The sequence below is a fragment of the Vibrio sp. 10N.286.46.A8 genome (genome assembly GCF_041470165.1).
GTDB classification, from domain to species: domain Bacteria; phylum Pseudomonadota; class Gammaproteobacteria; order Enterobacterales; family Vibrionaceae; genus Vibrio; species Vibrio tasmaniensis_A.
Genome location: NZ_JBFRLX010000014.1, coordinates 1 through 17,551 on the forward strand (window position 1 = coordinate 1; position 17,551 = coordinate 17,551).

At 44.5% G+C, this 17,551-nt stretch carries 17 protein-coding genes; 14 read left to right on the forward strand and 3 right to left on the reverse strand.

Annotated features, from left to right (window positions below):
- The first annotated feature begins 119 nt into the window (after nucleotides 1-119).
- The gene (locus tag AB4232_RS02105) at nucleotides 120-527 is read left to right on the forward strand and encodes a MarR family winged helix-turn-helix transcriptional regulator (protein WP_041472897.1); all 408 of its coding nucleotides are present in this window, start codon (nucleotides 120-122) and stop codon (nucleotides 525-527) included.
- Nucleotides 528-616: 89 nt separating this feature from the next.
- A complete protein-coding gene (locus AB4232_RS02110; RefSeq protein ID WP_372085943.1) occupies nucleotides 617-1,954 on the forward strand; it encodes an MATE family efflux transporter in 1,338 nt (445 codons plus the stop codon).
- Between the two features lie 84 nt (nucleotides 1,955-2,038).
- Here AB4232_RS02110 and AB4232_RS02115 read toward each other — a convergent pair whose 3' ends face one another.
- The 3 genes from AB4232_RS02115 to AB4232_RS02125 form a co-directional block, all read right to left on the reverse strand.
- Nucleotides 2,039-2,917 carry a U32 family peptidase gene (locus AB4232_RS02115; RefSeq protein ID WP_009847534.1) on the reverse strand — a complete coding sequence of 293 codons (879 nt, stop codon included), beginning with the start codon at nucleotides 2,915-2,917 and terminating at the stop codon, nucleotides 2,039-2,041.
- Nucleotides 2,918-2,935: 18 nt separating this feature from the next.
- Complete coding sequence (locus tag AB4232_RS02120; RefSeq protein ID WP_009847533.1) at nucleotides 2,936-3,949, reverse strand: peptidase U32 family protein; 1,014 nt, start codon at nucleotides 3,947-3,949, stop codon at nucleotides 2,936-2,938.
- A 167-nt stretch (nucleotides 3,950-4,116) separates the two neighbouring features.
- Nucleotides 4,117-6,156, reverse strand: a complete 2,040-nt coding sequence (locus AB4232_RS02125) for a bifunctional diguanylate cyclase/phosphodiesterase (protein ID WP_009847532.1) — start codon at nucleotides 6,154-6,156, stop codon at nucleotides 4,117-4,119.
- A gap of 257 nt (nucleotides 6,157-6,413) precedes the next feature.
- Between AB4232_RS02125 and AB4232_RS02130 the strand changes: the two genes are divergently transcribed.
- From AB4232_RS02130 to deoD, 12 genes are all read left to right on the forward strand, one after another.
- Nucleotides 6,414-6,941, forward strand: a complete 528-nt coding sequence (locus AB4232_RS02130) for an SCP2 domain-containing protein (protein WP_009847531.1) — start codon at nucleotides 6,414-6,416, stop codon at nucleotides 6,939-6,941.
- The gene (locus tag AB4232_RS02135; RefSeq protein ID WP_009847530.1) at nucleotides 6,925-7,428 is read left to right on the forward strand and encodes a GNAT family N-acetyltransferase; all 504 of its coding nucleotides are present in this window, start codon (nucleotides 6,925-6,927) and stop codon (nucleotides 7,426-7,428) included. The genes AB4232_RS02130 and AB4232_RS02135 overlap by 17 nt, the downstream gene beginning before the upstream one ends.
- Nucleotides 7,429-7,583: 155 nt before the next feature.
- Entirely contained in the window at nucleotides 7,584-7,982 is a 399-nt protein-coding gene (locus AB4232_RS02140; protein ID WP_009847529.1) for a DNA polymerase III subunit psi, read from the forward strand.
- Complete coding sequence (gene rimI / locus AB4232_RS02145; protein ID WP_029222735.1) at nucleotides 7,975-8,430, forward strand: ribosomal protein S18-alanine N-acetyltransferase; 456 nt, start codon at nucleotides 7,975-7,977, stop codon at nucleotides 8,428-8,430. The genes AB4232_RS02140 and rimI overlap by 8 nt, the downstream gene beginning before the upstream one ends.
- Nucleotides 8,431-8,602: 172 nt before the next feature.
- The gene (gene prfC / locus AB4232_RS02150; protein ID WP_012604694.1) at nucleotides 8,603-10,183 is read left to right on the forward strand and encodes a peptide chain release factor 3; all 1,581 of its coding nucleotides are present in this window, start codon (nucleotides 8,603-8,605) and stop codon (nucleotides 10,181-10,183) included.
- A gap of 98 nt (nucleotides 10,184-10,281) precedes the next feature.
- The gene (locus tag AB4232_RS02155) at nucleotides 10,282-10,437 is read left to right on the forward strand and encodes a DUF5363 family protein (protein WP_009847525.1); all 156 of its coding nucleotides are present in this window, start codon (nucleotides 10,282-10,284) and stop codon (nucleotides 10,435-10,437) included.
- On the forward strand, nucleotides 10,418-11,230 hold the full coding sequence (locus tag AB4232_RS02160) for a TatD family hydrolase (RefSeq protein ID WP_372085946.1): 813 nt from the start codon (nucleotides 10,418-10,420) through the stop codon (nucleotides 11,228-11,230). The genes AB4232_RS02155 and AB4232_RS02160 overlap by 20 nt, the downstream gene beginning before the upstream one ends.
- 204 nt (nucleotides 11,231-11,434) lie before the next feature.
- Nucleotides 11,435-12,697, forward strand: coding sequence for a NupC/NupG family nucleoside CNT transporter (locus tag AB4232_RS02165; protein WP_009847523.1), 1,263 nt, complete (start codon nucleotides 11,435-11,437; stop codon nucleotides 12,695-12,697).
- 537 nt (nucleotides 12,698-13,234) lie between these two features.
- Nucleotides 13,235-14,011: a deoxyribose-phosphate aldolase gene (gene deoC, locus AB4232_RS02170; protein WP_102433379.1), complete on the forward strand. Its 777-nt coding sequence runs from the start codon at nucleotides 13,235-13,237 to the stop codon at nucleotides 14,009-14,011.
- Between the two features lie 108 nt (nucleotides 14,012-14,119).
- Nucleotides 14,120-15,448, forward strand: coding sequence for a thymidine phosphorylase (gene deoA, locus AB4232_RS02175; protein ID WP_009847521.1), 1,329 nt, complete (start codon nucleotides 14,120-14,122; stop codon nucleotides 15,446-15,448).
- A 76-nt stretch (nucleotides 15,449-15,524) separates the two neighbouring features.
- Nucleotides 15,525-16,745 carry a phosphopentomutase gene (locus AB4232_RS02180; RefSeq protein WP_135382480.1) on the forward strand — a complete coding sequence of 407 codons (1,221 nt, stop codon included), beginning with the start codon at nucleotides 15,525-15,527 and terminating at the stop codon, nucleotides 16,743-16,745.
- Between the two features lie 63 nt (nucleotides 16,746-16,808).
- Complete coding sequence (gene deoD / locus AB4232_RS02185) at nucleotides 16,809-17,528, forward strand: purine-nucleoside phosphorylase (protein ID WP_372085948.1); 720 nt, start codon at nucleotides 16,809-16,811, stop codon at nucleotides 17,526-17,528.
- The last annotated feature ends 23 nt before the right edge of the window (nucleotides 17,529-17,551 follow it).

Here is a 17,551-nt window from a genome sequence, read left to right on the forward strand (position 1 = left end):
ATTTCAGGACGGGACAATAAACAAAAAAAGGGGGGGGGCTCGCTTTTGATTGCTTTTTATTTAAACAACACTAAAATAGTTAGCCTTGCTAACTAAATGCCATTCTTGATTAGGTGAGTATGCTGAACCAGAATTTAGAAAAGATTGAGCGCTTCGCCTCTAAGATATGGCGAACTCAGGTAAATGAAGATCCTATTTGCCAATTGAGCTTCAATGAGTATGACTATTTGAAGGTCATTCAATCTTCTCCTGAACCGATCCGATTGACTGATCTTGCGATTGAGATGCAGGTTACAAAGCCTTCAGCAACCACTATGGTTCAGAGACTAGAGAGAAAGGGGCTTGTTGAGCGTAAAGTTTCGCTCGAAGATGCGAGGTCTAAGTTGGTCGTATTGACCAGCAAAGCTGAAGTCGGCTTAGAAGAAGAAAGTAAGATCTATCAGGTCATGGCACAGATATTGGAAAGTCGTTTGTCTGAGCAAGAGTCTCAGCAGCTAAACCTGTTATTAAATAAAGCTTTGAAGTAAATAATTTAGATATTTAGTTAGCCTTGTTAACTAATTTTTCGAGTCATATCTTGTTGATATGCGACTCACAGATGAAAGTAGAGTAAGAAATGAGTAACTCAATTAGTCGTCAGTTTTGGCGATACACAATCCCTACTGTGGCTGCCATGTTGGTTAATGGCCTTTACCAAGTGGTGGATGGCATCTTCATTGGCCGCTATGTGGGGGCTGATGGACTTGCAGGTATCAATGTTGCGTGGCCTGTGATTGGTTCGATTCTCGGTATTGGTATGTTGGTGGGTGTAGGTACAGGTGCGCTTGTCTCGATTCGCCAAGGTGAAAAAGATACTCAAGGCGCTAAGGAGATCTTAGCAACAGGTTTAACCTTGTTGTTGGCGATAACACCTATTGTTTCTGCATTGCTGTTTTTGTTTGCTGATAACTTCTTGCTTTGGCAGGGCGCAGAAGGGAGAGTGTATGAACTTGGCCTGCAATACTTACACATTCTGATTGGCGCGAGTGTCTTCACGCTAGGTTCGATCGCTATGCCGTTTTTACTGCGTAACGATGACAGCCCTAACTTAGCCACCATACTGATGATTGTCGGTGCGGTGATCAATATAGCTCTGGATTATCTGTTTATTGCTCAGTTTGGTTGGGAGTTGAAAGGTGCAGCACTGGCAACCGCGATTGCTCAGTTTGTAGTAACCGGTCTGGGTCTGGCTTACTTCTTCTCACGTCGAGCAAGCCTGCGCTTGCGTTGGAATGAACTGAGACTGAAGTTATCGGTAATTCCTGAAATCTTCGCTATCGGTACATCAAGCTTCTTTATGTATGCGTATGGTTCGATGATGGTTGCGCTGCACAATGCGTTGTTCTCTCAATATGGCGACCAGTTGATGATTGGTGCTTACGCGATTTTGGGCTACATAGTGACGGTTTATTATCTCACAGCTGAAGGCATCGCCAACGGCATGCAACCATTGGTGAGTTATAACCATGGTGCGCGTAACCAAGCGAATATCCGTAAGCTACTTAAGATTGCGATGATGAGTTCGGTATTGATTGGTGTGGCGTTCGTGCTGCTTCTGAACGCGTTCCCACGTGAGTTTGTGTCAGTCTTTAACTCAGATGAACCTCAGCTAGTCGAGTACACCGTGTTGGGTATTCGATTACACATGTTTGCACTGGCGCTTGATGGTTTCTTAGTGGTAGCGGGTGCTTACTATCAGGCGGTCAACAAAGGCAGTAAAGCGATGTTTGTCATGCTAGGTAATATGCTTATCCAGTTACCTTTCTTGTACATTATGCCTAAGTTGTACGGTGTGCCGGGGATCTGGGTTGCGTACCCACTGTCTAATATTGCGCTAAGCGTGGTGGTGATGGTGATGCTCTACAAAGATGTAAAGAAGCTCGATGTCTCACCGATGAATACAGCGGCGGCATAGGTCGTATTTCTTAAGTAGAATTAAAAAGGTCTAGCGAATGCTAGACCTTTTTGTCTCTGTGGCTGATGGGTTTAACTCTAGAAACTAGATGTTTTTAACGTCTAAACCCGCAAGCTGATGCCAGTAGCCATTGCACTGGCGGCTTTCAATCTTCATTGGTTTTTGACCTTGCTCGTTCGCTCTGAAGTTATTGATTTCAGAGAAAGTGTCGATACCCAATGGACTCAGGCGAACGACATCGACCAAGTCATGCATGCTCGGTAGATCATTGACTAGGTTGTAGCAGTAACCTGATTGCGTCTGGATACCATTAAGGTTAAATACCGATTGGCCTTCTTGGCTTTCGACCTGTAGACCTGTTGGGTATTTGATGCAGCAGGTTTCGCAATCGTCTTTGGCTTTGTTCTCTGCTCGGGCTGTAAAGCAACGTGCAGAGTAAGCAAGAGGTAAGTAGCCATGGCTAAACACTTCTACTTCGAACTTATTACGAATATTAAGCTCTTCGCACTGTTTCATTACGTTGCTTAGCCACTCGCGAGAAAGCTCAACGGGCATACACCAACGCGTCATACCTTGTTTCAAGAACAGGTTCAGAGTGCGTGCATTGTAGGTGTTCACCGCAGGGCCAACAACAAAAGGCACCTTACTTTCACTTGCCAGTTGAATCGCAGATACATCATTGGCTTCAATGGCGAAGTCACCGTTATCAATGTACTTCTTCATGATGTTGACTTCGCTTGGGGCTTCTAGCAATGCCATGGTTGAAAGTACCACTTGCTTACCTGAATCAGACAGCTCTTTTGCTATGTCCATCCAGTGTTTTGCTTTCATCTCACGGCGCTTTGAGCACACCGCTTCACCGAGGTAGATGATGTCGGCAGAGCTTGATTTTGCTTGCTCATAGAAGCTTTCAACATCTTGTTTTGGCCAAAAATAAAGTAGAGGGCCTAATGCGTATTTCATTGAGTTCTCCATTTGGCTCTATTGCCATTTACGGTGGTAAGCGCCAAGCGTGGTTTGTGTACCTTCAGATACATTCGCCAGTGTCGCATTCCAAGCTTGTTCCACTTGGTATTGTTCAGGGTTCGCTAAGTAGCGATCGATGGCTGCGCGCCAAGTGCGAGTGACTTGCTCGACATAAGCAGGGCTACGTTGGCGACCTTCAATCTTCACAGAAGCAACATTCGCGGCGAAAAGCTCAGGCAACATAGATAGTGTGTTAAGGCTAGTTGGCTCTTCAAGTGCGTGATAACGCTTTCGCTCACCATCTACTTCTGCTTCAAATCGGCCTTTACATAGCGTTGGGTAACCTGCGTTCTCACCTGCTTCATACTTGTCGATAAGGATTTCGTTCAAGCGAGATTCAAGTCCGCCATCCGTTTCTTGCCAGCGAACGTATTTTGCTGGAGAACATGCCCCAACCGTATTTGGCGATTCACCCGTCATGTATGAAGAGAGGTAGCAACGGCCTTCTGCCATGATACATAAGCTACCAAAAGCGAATACTTCGAGGTCAACGTCAGAAGTGATGTTACGAGAAAGCTGTTTGACCTGATGGATCGACAATACGCGCGGCAATACCACACGCTTAACGTTGAAATTTTTATGATAGAAGTCGATAGCGGCTGCATTGGTCGCAGATGCTTGTACTGATAAGTGCAGCTCTAGTTCTGGATATTTATTTGCAGCGTACTCGAGCACCGCAATGTCAGCGATGATCAGCGCATCAACGCCTAGTGCGGCGGCGTTATCTACAGCGTTAGTCCAGCGTTCAAAGCCGTTTGGGTGAGCAAAAGTATTTAAGGCAACGTGAATTTTCTTGTTGCGGTCATGCACATACTGCACAGCACGATCGAGCTTTTTACCCGCAAAGTTAAGGCCTGCGAAGTGTCGGGCATTCGTATCGTCTTTGAATCCGATATAGACAGCATCCGCACCGCAATCAATAGCGGTTTTCAAAGCAGGTAAGTTACCCGCTGGGCATAAGAGTTCCATTTGCTCACTACCAATAGAATAAAATTGAAGCGAGTATTTTATGAAGAATTATGAATGACGGAATTGATGTAAGGCAGGTTTAGATGGATAAATCTGCTTTTACCCCATTTGAGGTACTGACGAATGGCGAATTTACGCTTTAGCTTGGTGTTGGAGGGCGTGTTTAATTAATTCTTGTGACGACGGTTTTGGGCGAACAGTTCTTCAACCTCTTGTTTTGGTTGAGGGCGATAGAAGTGGAAACCTTGAATTGAACCACAGTTGAGGTTAGACAGCAGGGTTGCTTGTTCACTGGTTTCGACACCCTCTGCAACCACGGTTAAATCGAGAGATTTCCCAAGGTTGATGATGTTTTCAATTACGGTAATTTGCTTTGGTAAGGTATCGATATCTGAGATAAAAGCCCGGTCAATTTTAAGCTCATCAATCGGAAAGCGAGCAAGGTAAGATAGAGAAGAGTAACCCGTACCAAAGTCATCGATGGATAACGCAAAGCCAAGTCTCTTAATCGCGTTCAGCATTTGAAGCGTGTGCTCACTATCACTCATTACGGCACTTTCTGTAAGCTCAAAGGTAATCGCACTTGGATCTAGCTCAGTAGAACGCAGCAACTTCTCCATGAAATCAATCAATTTTGGATTACCAAACTGCTCTGGTGAAAGGTTGATCGCGACGCGACCAGGTAAAATACCTTGCATCTTCCAACGTTTCACCGTGGCAAATACTTCGCGCATTACCACACGACCAAGTTGTTCAATAAGGCCAGCTCGTTCCGCTACAGGAATAAATGCGGCAGGGCTAATATAACCTTCTACGGGGTGTTTCCAACGTACCAGAGCTTCTGCTCCGTTAATGGTGAAGTCACGCGCATTTACTTTTGGTTGGTACCAAACCTCAAGCCCGTTCTGTTGCAGTGCTTTTTGCAGTTCTATCTCAAGCCACAGTCGCATTCGCGCTTCTTTGTTCATCTGTTCGTTGAACTTGATCAGGCGGTTGCGTCCACGATCCTTAGCTTCATACATTGCGGTGTCAGCATTCTGTAGCAAGATACGTGCGTCACTGCCATCGTGAGGAAAGCTCACACTACCAATCGAGCAGGCTAAACGCTTGCTAAAATGGTGGAGATCGAAGGGTTGGTTGATCAGAGATATGATCTTTTCAGAGAGTATTTCAGGTGTTCGTGGGTGTTCAGGCTCAGGTAGAATAATACCAAATTCATCACCGCCTAAATGGCCAATAATAGCTTGACGAGGCAGTTGTCGTTTTAAGCGAGATGCGACCTCTTTAATCACTTTATCACCGATGTGGTGGCCAAGTGAGTCATTGATATTTTTGAAGTTATCGATGTCTAAGTAGAGCATCACAACAGGGGTCTTGTTGTGAATGAACTGCTCAAGGCTTTTGGTAAACCCAAGTCGGTTGTAGAGCTTAGTCAGTGTATCGATGTAGGCATCTTCACTGTTAGCGGGTGTGTATTGTTTTGTTGTTTCTTGAGCGTCTTGAATAAGTACGAGTTGGGTACTGCTTCCAAGAATGACCGTCGAGTCGATATTTAACTGAACTTTACGTTCAAAGCCACATCGAGCACCCGTTAAACAAACCAAGCCAGACTCAGAAATAATGGAGCTGAGGTCATTATTAAAGACTGTTTTGGTTTGTTCATCGATAAATAATCGGCCTAACTCTTCGCCAATCAATTCTGTGGTGGAGTTAAAACCAAGTAAGCGCGCAGCTGCAGGGTTCGAAGACAGAATGTAGTCGTTTTCAACTAATAGCAATCCGTCTGGGAGCAGGTGAGATAGCTTGTGGAATTTCGCTTCAGACTCTTCTAAAGAACGGACAAGTACTTGGTTTTCAGATGTATCGAAGGCGTGAAAGATGATGTATTCAGTCTTTTTACCATTGGTAAGCGGAGATAGGCTGAAATGAAGGCTAGTGTCTAAAGCCGTTTCGTTTAGGGTGATTTCCGCCTCAATTGTTTCGCCATTGAATGCACGCTCATAGTAAGGCTTAAGGTGTTGGTAGAATTGCTCGCCCAAGGTTTGGCGGTCATTCATGCCTACAAGTTCTGTTTTACTTAAACCAGCAATATCACAGTAACGCTCATTCACCATAAAATAGTTATGTTGAGCATCAAGTACCGCAAAAAAGAACGGGCTGTTTGCAGTAAGCTGTGTAAACCAATGTTGTAGTTGCTGGGGAGGCATCAAAGTACTACCAATTCTCCAAGAGCTTGAATATTCACTATCGATAAACATTGATTACTTTTTGTTCAGCTATCGATGTTTACTTGTGAGTGCAGCGATTCGCTGTGATTTTCATGACCAGAGTTACTATAACTGTGATTATCAATATATTAAAGGTCGAGCATCAAACTGAATTAATTTGATACATAACAGTAACTGAGATCTCAACATCATCTATGATGCTTTCTATATTATTGACAAAGTTACGGATAAGTCACGTGATAAACAAGATACGCACTCAACTAGTTCAAAATGCCGCATCAATTTTGCGATCTCCAGTCCAGTTATTACCAAAATCAGTACAAAAAAAAGCCTTATTAGAAGCATTGAAAAATGTATTCAAGGAGGCTTTAGAGGATGGTGATTTTGAGTTCTTAGAAGACAAGTGGCTTAAAGTTTCAATAAAAGATATGGGGTTAAGTTGGTGTATTAGCTACAAAAATGAGCAACTAGTTGTCGCTGATAAAGAGGTCAATGAAGATGTGAGTTTTAGTGGCAATCTAAATGATCTCGTGTTGATTGCTGGGCGAAAAGAAGACCCAGATACGCTTTTCTTCCAACGTCGACTGTCTATTGAGGGCGATACCGAGCTAGGCTTGGAAGTGAAAAATTTGATGGATAGCGTCGATTTAGACTTATTGCCGACTCCTATGAAAACTTTGTTAAATCAATTAGCTGATTTTGTGCAGAAGGGAGTACAATCCCCAGATACACAAAGTGAGGTAATGAATGCTTATTCGAACTGAAGCACCGGCAGATATACTTGTCATCGATCGTTTATTGAAATCTGTTTTTGAAACGGATGCAGAAGCTAATTTGGTTATGAGCTTGCGTGAGAATAGCCATTTAACGCTATCGCTGGTGGCTTGTTCTGATGAAGGGGAGGTGGTTGGTCACCTGATGTTTAGCCCTCTTACTCTTGATGGTGACGATCATAACTGGCAGGGGCTCGCACCTCTCGCCGTGAAAGAAGAGTTCCGCAATCAAGGCATTGCCAAATCACTGGTTGAAGACGCATTTTCTACTTTGGTAGATTTTGGTTACCCAGCCTGTGTTGTACTCGGTGATCCTGCTTACTACGGTCGTTTTGGTTTCAAGGCGGCGAGCGAATTTGGCCTGAGTTGTGTTTGGGATGTGCCTGAAGGCGCTTTTCAAGCGATTGAGTTGGTAGAAGGGGCGTTTGCTGGGCATTCTGGTGAAATTGCTTACAGCCCAGAGTTCAACGACTTATAAGCTGATTTACCACTCAATAAGATACAAACTGATTTAGTCTAAATAAAGGAGCTTGATGCTCCTTTATTTTTTGTTAGTATCAGCCCCAATGAGCACCGTTTAAGTTCACTCGAAGAATATTAATACCAACAAACCAAAGGTTACGACCGCTAGATATGTCACAAACACACGCGCAATATCTACAAGAGATGGGCATTAGCCAATGGGAGTTAAGTCACCCAGAGCGTTTGGCTGGTTATGAATCTGAATTGACTCTGTTATCGAATGATTGCAAGTTACTGTTGGTTTCACCAGAAAAACCTCAGGATGATCTCGCCGTGATGTTTGAGCGAGTACTCAAAAGTATCAAGCTCGACTTATCTCAAGCTTTACACCTTCAACCGCAACACTTGTCTGCTGTGGATTTAAGTTCGGTTGAATGGGTATGGTTTGCTGGTTGCGAATCTGCCCATGAACTGAAGGCAAAAACACTTCAATCTCCATTACTGTCTGACATTAACGGTAATAACCAACATCGCCGCGACTTATGGCAACAAATTTGTGCTTATGACTAATCAACTTTTACCCACTTCAGAACAACACCTAGACGCAATTTGGCAAATTGAGCAGACCGCGCATTCTCATCCTTGGTCTGAAAATATGATCCGTGATCTTAATAGTCGTGGAGGCAGCCACCGTGTTTTAGAAGTCGATGGAAAGGTTGTCGGCTATTTCTATGCTCAGAACATTGTCGGTGAGGTTACTTTGCTGACGATAGCGGTTGACCCTAAGCAGCAAGGCAAAGGTTACGGTAAGGCTTTGGTTGAGCACTTTCTCGATATGTGTGAACAAGCTGACGCGGAAAGTGCTTGGCTGGAAGTTCGCGAAAGTAATGTGAATGCTTTTAATCTTTACGAGAAGGCTGGCTTTAATGAAGTCGACCGCCGTCGTAACTATTATCCAACCAAGCAAGGCAATGAAGATGCCATCATTATGAGCTATCTTTTTATGTCTTTTAGCTAGTCATGTTACGTCTTTTCGCGAACTAGACCGCTAGCTCCGGAATGAGCCACAAAATAGGGTGTAAACTGACCCTTTAGAAAGTGACACGCTTTCTGTATAATCCGCACACAGAATTCAAGGGCAAGTATTATCTACTTGCCCTTTTTACGCTTTAGATCAGCAAAGGGCGACTATGTCTTTCCAACAAGAAGTGAGCAAACGTAGAACGTTTGCGATTATCTCTCACCCGGATGCGGGTAAAACCACGATTACTGAAAAAGTTCTTTTATTCGGAAACGCGATTCAAAAAGCGGGTACCGTAAAAGGCCGTGGCTCTAACCAGCACGCTAAATCTGACTGGATGGAGATGGAAAAAGAACGTGGTATCTCGGTAACTACGTCTGTAATGCAATTCCCATACAACGATTGTCTAGTCAACCTACTCGATACTCCTGGACACGAAGATTTCTCGGAAGATACGTACCGTACATTAACCGCGGTTGACTCTTGTTTGATGGTTATCGATGCTGCGAAAGGTGTCGAGGATCGTACTCGTAAACTGATGGAAGTAACGCGTTTACGTGATACACCAATCGTAACGTTTATGAACAAACTTGACCGTGATGTTCGTGACCCAATGGAAGTGCTAGATGAAGTGGAAAGCGAGCTAGGTATGGCTTGTGCTCCAATCTCTTGGCCTATCGGTTGTGGTAAAGAGTTTAAAGGCGTTTACCACATTCACCGTGATGAAACGATCTTGTATGAATCTGGCCACGGCCATGAGATCCAAGAAGTTCGCATTATCAAAGGTCTAGATAACCCTGAACTAGACGAAGCTGTTGGCGAAGATCTGGCGAGCAGCGTTCGTGAAGAGCTTGAATTGGTTATTGGCGCATGTCCTGAGTTTGATCACGAACTGTTCCTTGCTGGCGAGTTGACTCCAGTTTACTTCGGTACTGCATTGGGTAACTTCGGTGTTGACCATATGCTTGACGGCCTAACTCGATGGGCTCCAGCACCTCAAACGCGTCAAGCGAATGAGCGTGATGTTGAAGCAACTGAAGAGAAGTTCTCTGGTTTCGTATTTAAGATCCAAGCAAACATGGATCCAAAACACCGTGACCGTATCGCATTCATGCGTATCGTATCGGGTACTTACGACCAAGGTATGAAGATGAACCATGTTCGTACTGGTAAGAACGTGAGTATCTCAGATGCGGTAACCTTCATGGCGGGTGACCGTGCGCGTGCTGAAAAAGCATACGCGGGTGACATCATTGGTCTGCATAACCACGGCACAATTCAGATTGGCGATACTTTTACTCAAGGCGAAAGCTTGAAGTTCGCAGGTATTCCTAACTTTGCGCCTGAGCTATTCCGTCGTATTCGTCTGCGCGATCCATTGAAGCAGAAGCAACTTCTAAAAGGCTTGGTTCAGCTTTCTGAAGAGGGCGCGGTTCAAGTATTCCGTCCTTTGCAAAATAACGATCTGATCGTTGGTGCAGTTGGTGTACTTCAGTTTGATGTGGTTGTAGCGCGCTTGAAAGCGGAATACAACGTTGAAGCGATTTACGAAGGTGTGAACGTTGCAACTGCACGTTGGGTTGAATGTGATGACGCTAAGAAACTAGAAGAGTTCAAACGTAAGAGCCAAGCTAACCTAGCGTTAGATGGTGGTGATAACCTATCTTACATCGCACCGACTATGGTAAATTTGAACCTAGCTTCTGAACGTTTCCCAGAAGTTCAATTCCGAGCGACGCGCGAGCACTAATCACTCTGCGCTCTATTCGAGTTAAACAAAAACGTCTATTGTTCTGCAATAGGCGTTTTTTTATTCGTGTCTTTTGAGGTTAGAGGCTTAAGGTAAGTATGTTCAGTTGGATAAAAGCTTGGATTAAGAAATACGATAAGTGGTGCGAAGAGCTTGGCTTAACGCCTGAAAATAAGCGCAGCTGCGTGGCTTATCGCCGTGATCCTCAAGGACAACAAACAGAGAGTAGGGAAGATGACACCAGAATTAAGTGAATTTCCGCTGTTTGACACCCATTGCCATGCGGACTTTGATATTTTTGAGCAAGGTTTTTCACTTGATAAAGGTATTGAAGGTTACGTTAAAGAAGCGAAACAGGCGCAAGTCGAGAAGTTAATCATCCCTTCTATTGGCCAAAGTAACTGGAGGAAGCTTGATGAAATCGCTCAATCTTACCCTAATGTTTATTACGCATTAGGCTTTCATCCTTACTTATTAGAGCAAGCCAATGACGAGCAATTTTCGGAACTTCGCCAATTACTCTCATCAAAAACCAGTCAATGTGTTGCGATAGGAGAGTGTGGTCTCGACTTTTTTGTCGATGTTGCACGGGAGAAACAAGAGCGTTTTTTCATTCAACAAATAGAGCTAGCTAAGGCGTTTAAGCTGCCTTTAATCATCCATGAAAGGAAGTCTTTTAACCGACTTATTGAGCTAATAAAGCAGTATAAATTTACTTTGGGTGGCGTGATTCATGGATTTTCAGGGAGCGAACAGCAGGCTTTGGCGTGGATTCAGCTTGGTTTCTATATTGGTGTCGGTGGAACGATTACTTACCCAAGAGCACAAAAAACACGCACCACTATCTCAAAACTGCCTCTTGAGTGCCTGGTATTAGAAACGGATGCCCCGGATATGCCCATGCATGGAAAACAAGGAAATGTTAATCATTCCAAGTATTTAGTTACGATCTTAAATGAACTGTTTTTGCTTAGAAAAGAACCGAAGCAATCGGTTGCAGCGCAAATTTGGCAAAATAGCCATCGCGCATTCGGTATATGTGAATAAAATCGAAGGTTTTTGTTTATCGTTTGCGTAAATTGCACTTGGCTTGTGATTCGGCTCACATTTACGTGTGAATGGTACATGAATCTTCTACGAAAGTGTGAGGACGGCATTACTTTATTAGTGGTCGCATGAGTATAATTGCCTCCGCTTTATAGCCCCATTTTGTAACACGCCAATAAATAACTAATAAGGAAGTCATAAACTATGAGCCTGTTTATGAGCCTCGTCGGAATGGTTGCACTGATTGCAATCGCAGTACTACTATCCGACAACCGCAAAGCAATTAATCTAAGAACAGTGGGTGGCGCTTTCGCTATCCAATTCGCACTTGGTGCATTCGTACTTTACATCCCTTGGGGTCGTGATCTACTTGCAGGTTTCTCTGCTGGTGTAGCAAACGTGATCGACTACGGTAAAGATGGTACTGGCTTCCTATTTGGTAGCCTTGTTAACTTCTCAGTTGACGGTATCGGATTCATCTTTGCATTCCAAGTTCTACCAACACTAATCTTCTTCTCTGCTCTTATCTCTGTACTTTACTACATTGGTGCGATGCAAGTTGTAATCAAGGTTCTTGGTGGTGGTCTTCAGAAAGCTCTAGGTACTTCTCGCGCCGAGTCTATGTCTGCAGCTGCAAACATCTTCGTTGGTCAAACGGAAGCGCCTCTAGTTGTTCGTCCATTTGTTCCTAAAATGACTAACTCTGAACTATTCGCAGTAATGTGTGGTGGTTTAGCGTCTGTTGCTGGTGGTGTACTAGCGGGTTACGCATCTATGGGTGTACCTCTAGAGTACCTAGTAGCAGCGTCATTCATGGCAGCACCAGGTGGTCTACTATTCGCTAAAATCATCAAGCCTGAAACTGATGAAGTTGACGAGAACCTAGGTTCAGACATCGACGGTGGCGACGACAAGCCTGCTAACGTTATCGATGCAGCTGCTGGCGGTGCGTCAGTTGGTCTACAACTAGCACTTAACGTTGGTGCAATGCTACTAGCATTCATCGGTCTAATCGCTCTTATCAACGGTATCCTAGGTGGCATCGGTGGTTGGTTCGGTATGGAAAACCTAACTCTAGAACTTCTTCTAGGTTGGATCTTCGCACCGTTAGCATTCATCATTGGTGTTCCATGGGAAGAAGCAACTATTGCTGGTTCTTTCATTGGTCAGAAGACAGTTGTTAACGAATTCGTTGCATACCTAAACTTCGTACCATACATCGGTGAAAACGCTCAAATCGTTGAAGCGACTGGTCAAGTAATGTCTGTTAAGACTCAAGCAATTATCTCGTTCGCTCTATGTGGTTTCGCAAACCTTTCTTCAATTGCGATTCTTCTAGGTGGTCTAGGTGGTATTGCTCCAAACCGTCGTCACGACATCGCACGTATGGGTGTTAAAGCGGTTGTAGCTGGTACTCTATCTAACCTGATGGCAGCAACAATTGCTGGCTTCTTCCTGTCTTTCTAATCAGTTAGAAATCGATATATAGACGCCATAATAATATCGCCCCGTAGCAAGAAATTGCTGCGGGGCTTTTTTGTTTTTGGGCCTAGTGATTTTGAGCATTAGCATGAGTGAATGCTTGGAGTCGAAAATGGGTCTAGAATGTTTTTTTGAGATACAAACCGTTTGCGTTCTAAGGAGCACTACAATTTATTGATGGATACCTATAATGTATTAGCTAAAGGGATAGGATGTCTCTGCTGGCAAGAAAGTAACATTGAGGTTAGCTCGAACGTTATTCTTCTGGGATTAAGCCAAACTTAGCAATACGCTATATTAGCAATACACTATAGATGTTAGACACAACATGACTGATTTGTTGTGCCATAGACCAAACTGGTACTGTGCGGTGACAAGGATTGCAATTGGTAGCGAAAGTTATCAAGTCTTCAGGGAACCAAGTCCGTTCATTTGTGACTACTGAGCATTACTAAAATATCCATCTATACTGGATGGATGGTGAAGTAGTTAACTATTTGAATATATTGATCGGAGATAGAAATGAGCGATTTAAAAGCAGCAGCTCTACGTGCACTTAAACTTATGGACCTAACTACGCTAAATGACGACGATACTACTGAAAAAGTAGTGGCACTTTGTCATGACGCGAAGACTGCAGTTGGCAACACCGCTGCAATCTGTATTTACCCTCGCTTCATCCCAGCAGCTAAAAAGGCGTTGCGTGAGCAAGGTACTCCAGAAGTACGCATCGCGACTGTAACTAACTTCCCTCATGGTAATGACGACATCGAAATTGCTGTTGCTGAAACAAAAGCAGCGGTAGCGTACGGCGCAGACGAAGTTGACGTAGTATTCCCATACCGTGCTCTTATTGCTGGCAACGAAGAAGTGGGTTTTGAGCTAGTTAAACAGTGTAAAGCCGCTTGTGGTGACATCACGCTTAAAGTGATCATCGAAACAGGTGAACTTAAAGAAGAAGCACTGATCAAGAAAGCTTCTCAAATCTGTATCGAAGCCGGTGCAGACTTCATCAAAACTTCAACAGGTAAAGTGCCAGTAAACGCGACTCCTGAGTACGCACGCATGATGCTTGAAGTTATTCGTGACATGGGCGTAGCTAAAACAGTTGGTTTCAAACCAGCTGGTGGCGTGCGTACAGCTGAAGATGCTCAAGCTTACCTAGCAATGGCTGATGAGCTACTAGGCGCTGAGTGGGCAGACAACATGCACTACCGTTTTGGCGCTTCAAGCCTACTGACTAACCTTCTTAATACATTAGAAGTGACAGACCAAACTGCTGATCCAGCAGCATACTAATTTCCCTATCGGGTATAACAATAAAGTCTGTTTGATGGAGTGGCGTTAAGTCACTCCATATTACCTCTTTCCCTACAAACCATACTCACTAGAGTTTGGGAGGCACTAATGTATCTACCTCAAGAAATTATTCGCAGAAAACGTGATGGTGAAGTCCTAACGACTGAAGAAATTAACTTCTTCATTCAAGGCGTGGCTAAAAATACCGTTTCTGAAGGCCAAATTGCCGCATTCGCAATGGCTATCTTTTTTAATGAAATGACGATGCCAGAACGTATCGCACTGACGTGTGCAATGCGTGATTCGGGCATGGTGATTGACTGGAGCCACATGAACTTTGATGGCCCAATCGTTGATAAGCACTCTACTGGTGGTGTTGGTGACGTAACTTCTCTGATGCTTGGCCCTATGGTGGCAGCATGTGGTGGTTTCGTTCCAATGATCTCTGGTCGTGGTTTAGGTCACACTGGCGGTACGCTAGACAAACTTGAATCTATCCCTGGTTACAATATTACACCAACCAACGATGTGTTTGGTGCTGTAACCAAAGAAGCTGGCGTAGCGATCATCGGCCAAACTGGCGATTTAGCGCCGGCTGATAAGCGCGTTTACGCGACTCGAGATATCACGGCAACAGTCGACAACATATCGTTGATCACAGCTTCAATTCTGTCTAAAAAATTGGCTGCTGGTCTTGATTCTCTAGTGATGGACGTAAAAGTAGGTTCAGGCGCATTCATGCCGACTTACGAAGCGTCTGAAGAGTTAGCAAAATCTATCGTTGCAGTAGCAAACGGCGCGGGTACTAAAACAACGGCAATCCTAACGGACATGAACCAAGTTCTGGCTTCTTCAGCGGGTAACGCAGTAGAAGTACGTGAAGCGGTTCAATTTCTAACCGGCGAATATCGTAACCCTCGTTTGCTAGAAATTACGATGGCATCGTGTGCTGAAATGCTGGTTCTGGGTAACCTTGCAAAAGATTCAGACGAAGCGCGTGAAAAACTGATGGCAGTACTGGATAACGGTAAAGCAGCAGAGTGCTTCGGTAAAATGGTAGCGGGCCTTGGTGGTCCAACTGATTTCGTAACGAACTACGATAACTACCTAGAAAAAGCAGAAATTGTTAAACCAGTGTACGCGCTAGAAAGCGGTGTAGTATCAGCGATGGATACGCGTGCAATTGGTATGGCTGTCGTTGGTATGGGCGGTGGTCGCCGCGTAGCAACAGACAGCATTGATTACGCAGTCGGTTTTGATAGCTTCATTCGCCTTGGCGAAGTAGCAAGCGACGATAAACCATTAGCAATGATTCATGCTCGCAATGAACAACAGTGGCAAGAAGCTGCAAAAGCATTACAAAATGCAATCACTGTGGGTGGAGAATATACAGCAACGCCAGACGTTTACCGTCAGATTCGTTCTGAAGACGTGTAAATAACAGGTATCGGCATACCTTGTGTATGCCGATAAACAGAGTTCTGGTGCAAAGAGCAATAAGTTGGTGAAGAAAATGAAAAGAGCATTTATTTTAGTTTTAGATTCATTCGGTATCGGCGAAACAGCAGATGCGGACACATTCGGTGATGTAGGTTCAGACACTATGGGTCACATTGCTGACCATTGTGAGCAAGGTCTTGCAGACAATGCGGATCGTAAAGGTCCACTAACGCTGCCAAACCTGTCTAAGCTAGGTTTAGCTATGGCTCACAAAGAGTCTACAGGTCGCTTTGCTCCTGGTATGGACGCAGACGCTGAGATCATTGGCGCGTACGGTCACGCTGCTGAGCTGTCTTCTGGTAAAGACACGCCATCAGGTCACTGGGAAATCGCAGGTGTACCGGTATTGTTTGACTGGGGCTACTTCACCGACAAAGAAAACAGCTTTCCAAAAGAACTGACTGACCGCATCCTTGAGCGTGCAGGTTTATCTGACTTCTTAGGTAACTGTCACTCATCTGGTACAGAAATCTTAGATAACCTGGGTGAAGAACACATGAAGAGTGGCTTGCCAATCTTCTACACTTCAGCAGACTCTGTTTTCCAAATCGCATGTCATGAAGAGACATTCGGTCTACAGAACTTATTAGACCTTTGTCAGATTGCTCGTGAAGAGCTAGAAGACTACAACATCGGCCGTGTTATTGCGCGTCCGTTCATTGGCCCAGGTAAAGGTCAGTTCGAACGTACTGGTAACCGTCGTGACCTTTCTGTTGAGCCGCCAGCGGCGACAGTTCTTCAGAAGTTGGTTGATGAGAAGGGCGGTAACGTTCACTCAATCGGTAAGATCTCTGATATCTACGCAGGTTGTGGTATTACTCAGAAAACGAAAGCAACAGGTATTCCTGCGCTATTTGAAGCAACTAAAGAAGCGATCACTGAAGCGGGCGACAACACTATCGTGTTCACTAACTTCGTTGATTTCGACTCAGCTTACGGTCATCGCCGTGATGTTGCAGGTTACGCAGCGGCACTTGAGTACTTCGATGGCCGTATCAATGAAATCATCGATATGATGAAAGAAGATGATGTACTTATCCTAACTGCTGACCACGGTTGTGATCCGACATGGCCAGGTACTGACCATACTCGTGAACATATCCCTGTGATTGTTTACGGAAACAAGGTTCCTGCTGGCTCTCTAGGCCGTCGCGATACCTTCGCTGATATCGGTCAAAGCTTAGCGTCTTACTTTGGCACATCGCCAATGGGACACGGTACAAGCTTTCTATAATAGTTAACGAAGAGAGAGGGGAACCTCTCTCTTTTTTTTGTTTTGAGATTAAGGATATTTTCAATGGCTACTCCACATATTAATGCTGAAATGGGTGATTTCGCTGACGTAGTTCTAATGCCCGGCGATCCGTTACGTGCAAAATACATCGCTGAAACCTTCCTAGAAGAAGTGGTTCAAGTGTGCGATGTTCGTAACATGTTTGGTTACACGGGGACTTACAAAGGCCGTAAGGTTTCGGTAATGGGACATGGTATGGGCATTCCATCTTGTTCTATTTACGCGACTGAGCTGATCAAAGACTTTGGTGTGAAAAAGATCATTCGTGTCGGCAGTTGTGGTGCAGTGAGCGAAGGTATCAAAGTACGCGATGTGGTTATCGGCATGGGTGCGTGTACCGACTCAAAAGTGAATCGTATTCGCTTTAAAGGTCATGACTTCGCGGCTATTGCGGATTACAAAATGGTGCGTGCGGCAGAAGATGCAGCCAAAGCGCGTGGTGTAGACGTAAAGGTTGGCAACCTATTCTCGGCTGAGTTGTTCTACACGCCAGATCCTGAAATGTTCGAAGTCATGGACAAGTACGGCATTGTCGGCGTAGAGATGGAAGCGGCGGGTATCTATGGTGTATGTGCTGAATACGGCGCAAAAGCTCTGACTATTTGTACTGTTTCTGATCACATCAAAACTGGTGAGCAAACCACATCAGATGAACGTCAAACGACTTTCAACGACATGATGGTTATCGCACTAGACTCTGTGCTGCTTGGTGACCAAGACTAATCAGCTAATAGATTTCAAAAAGC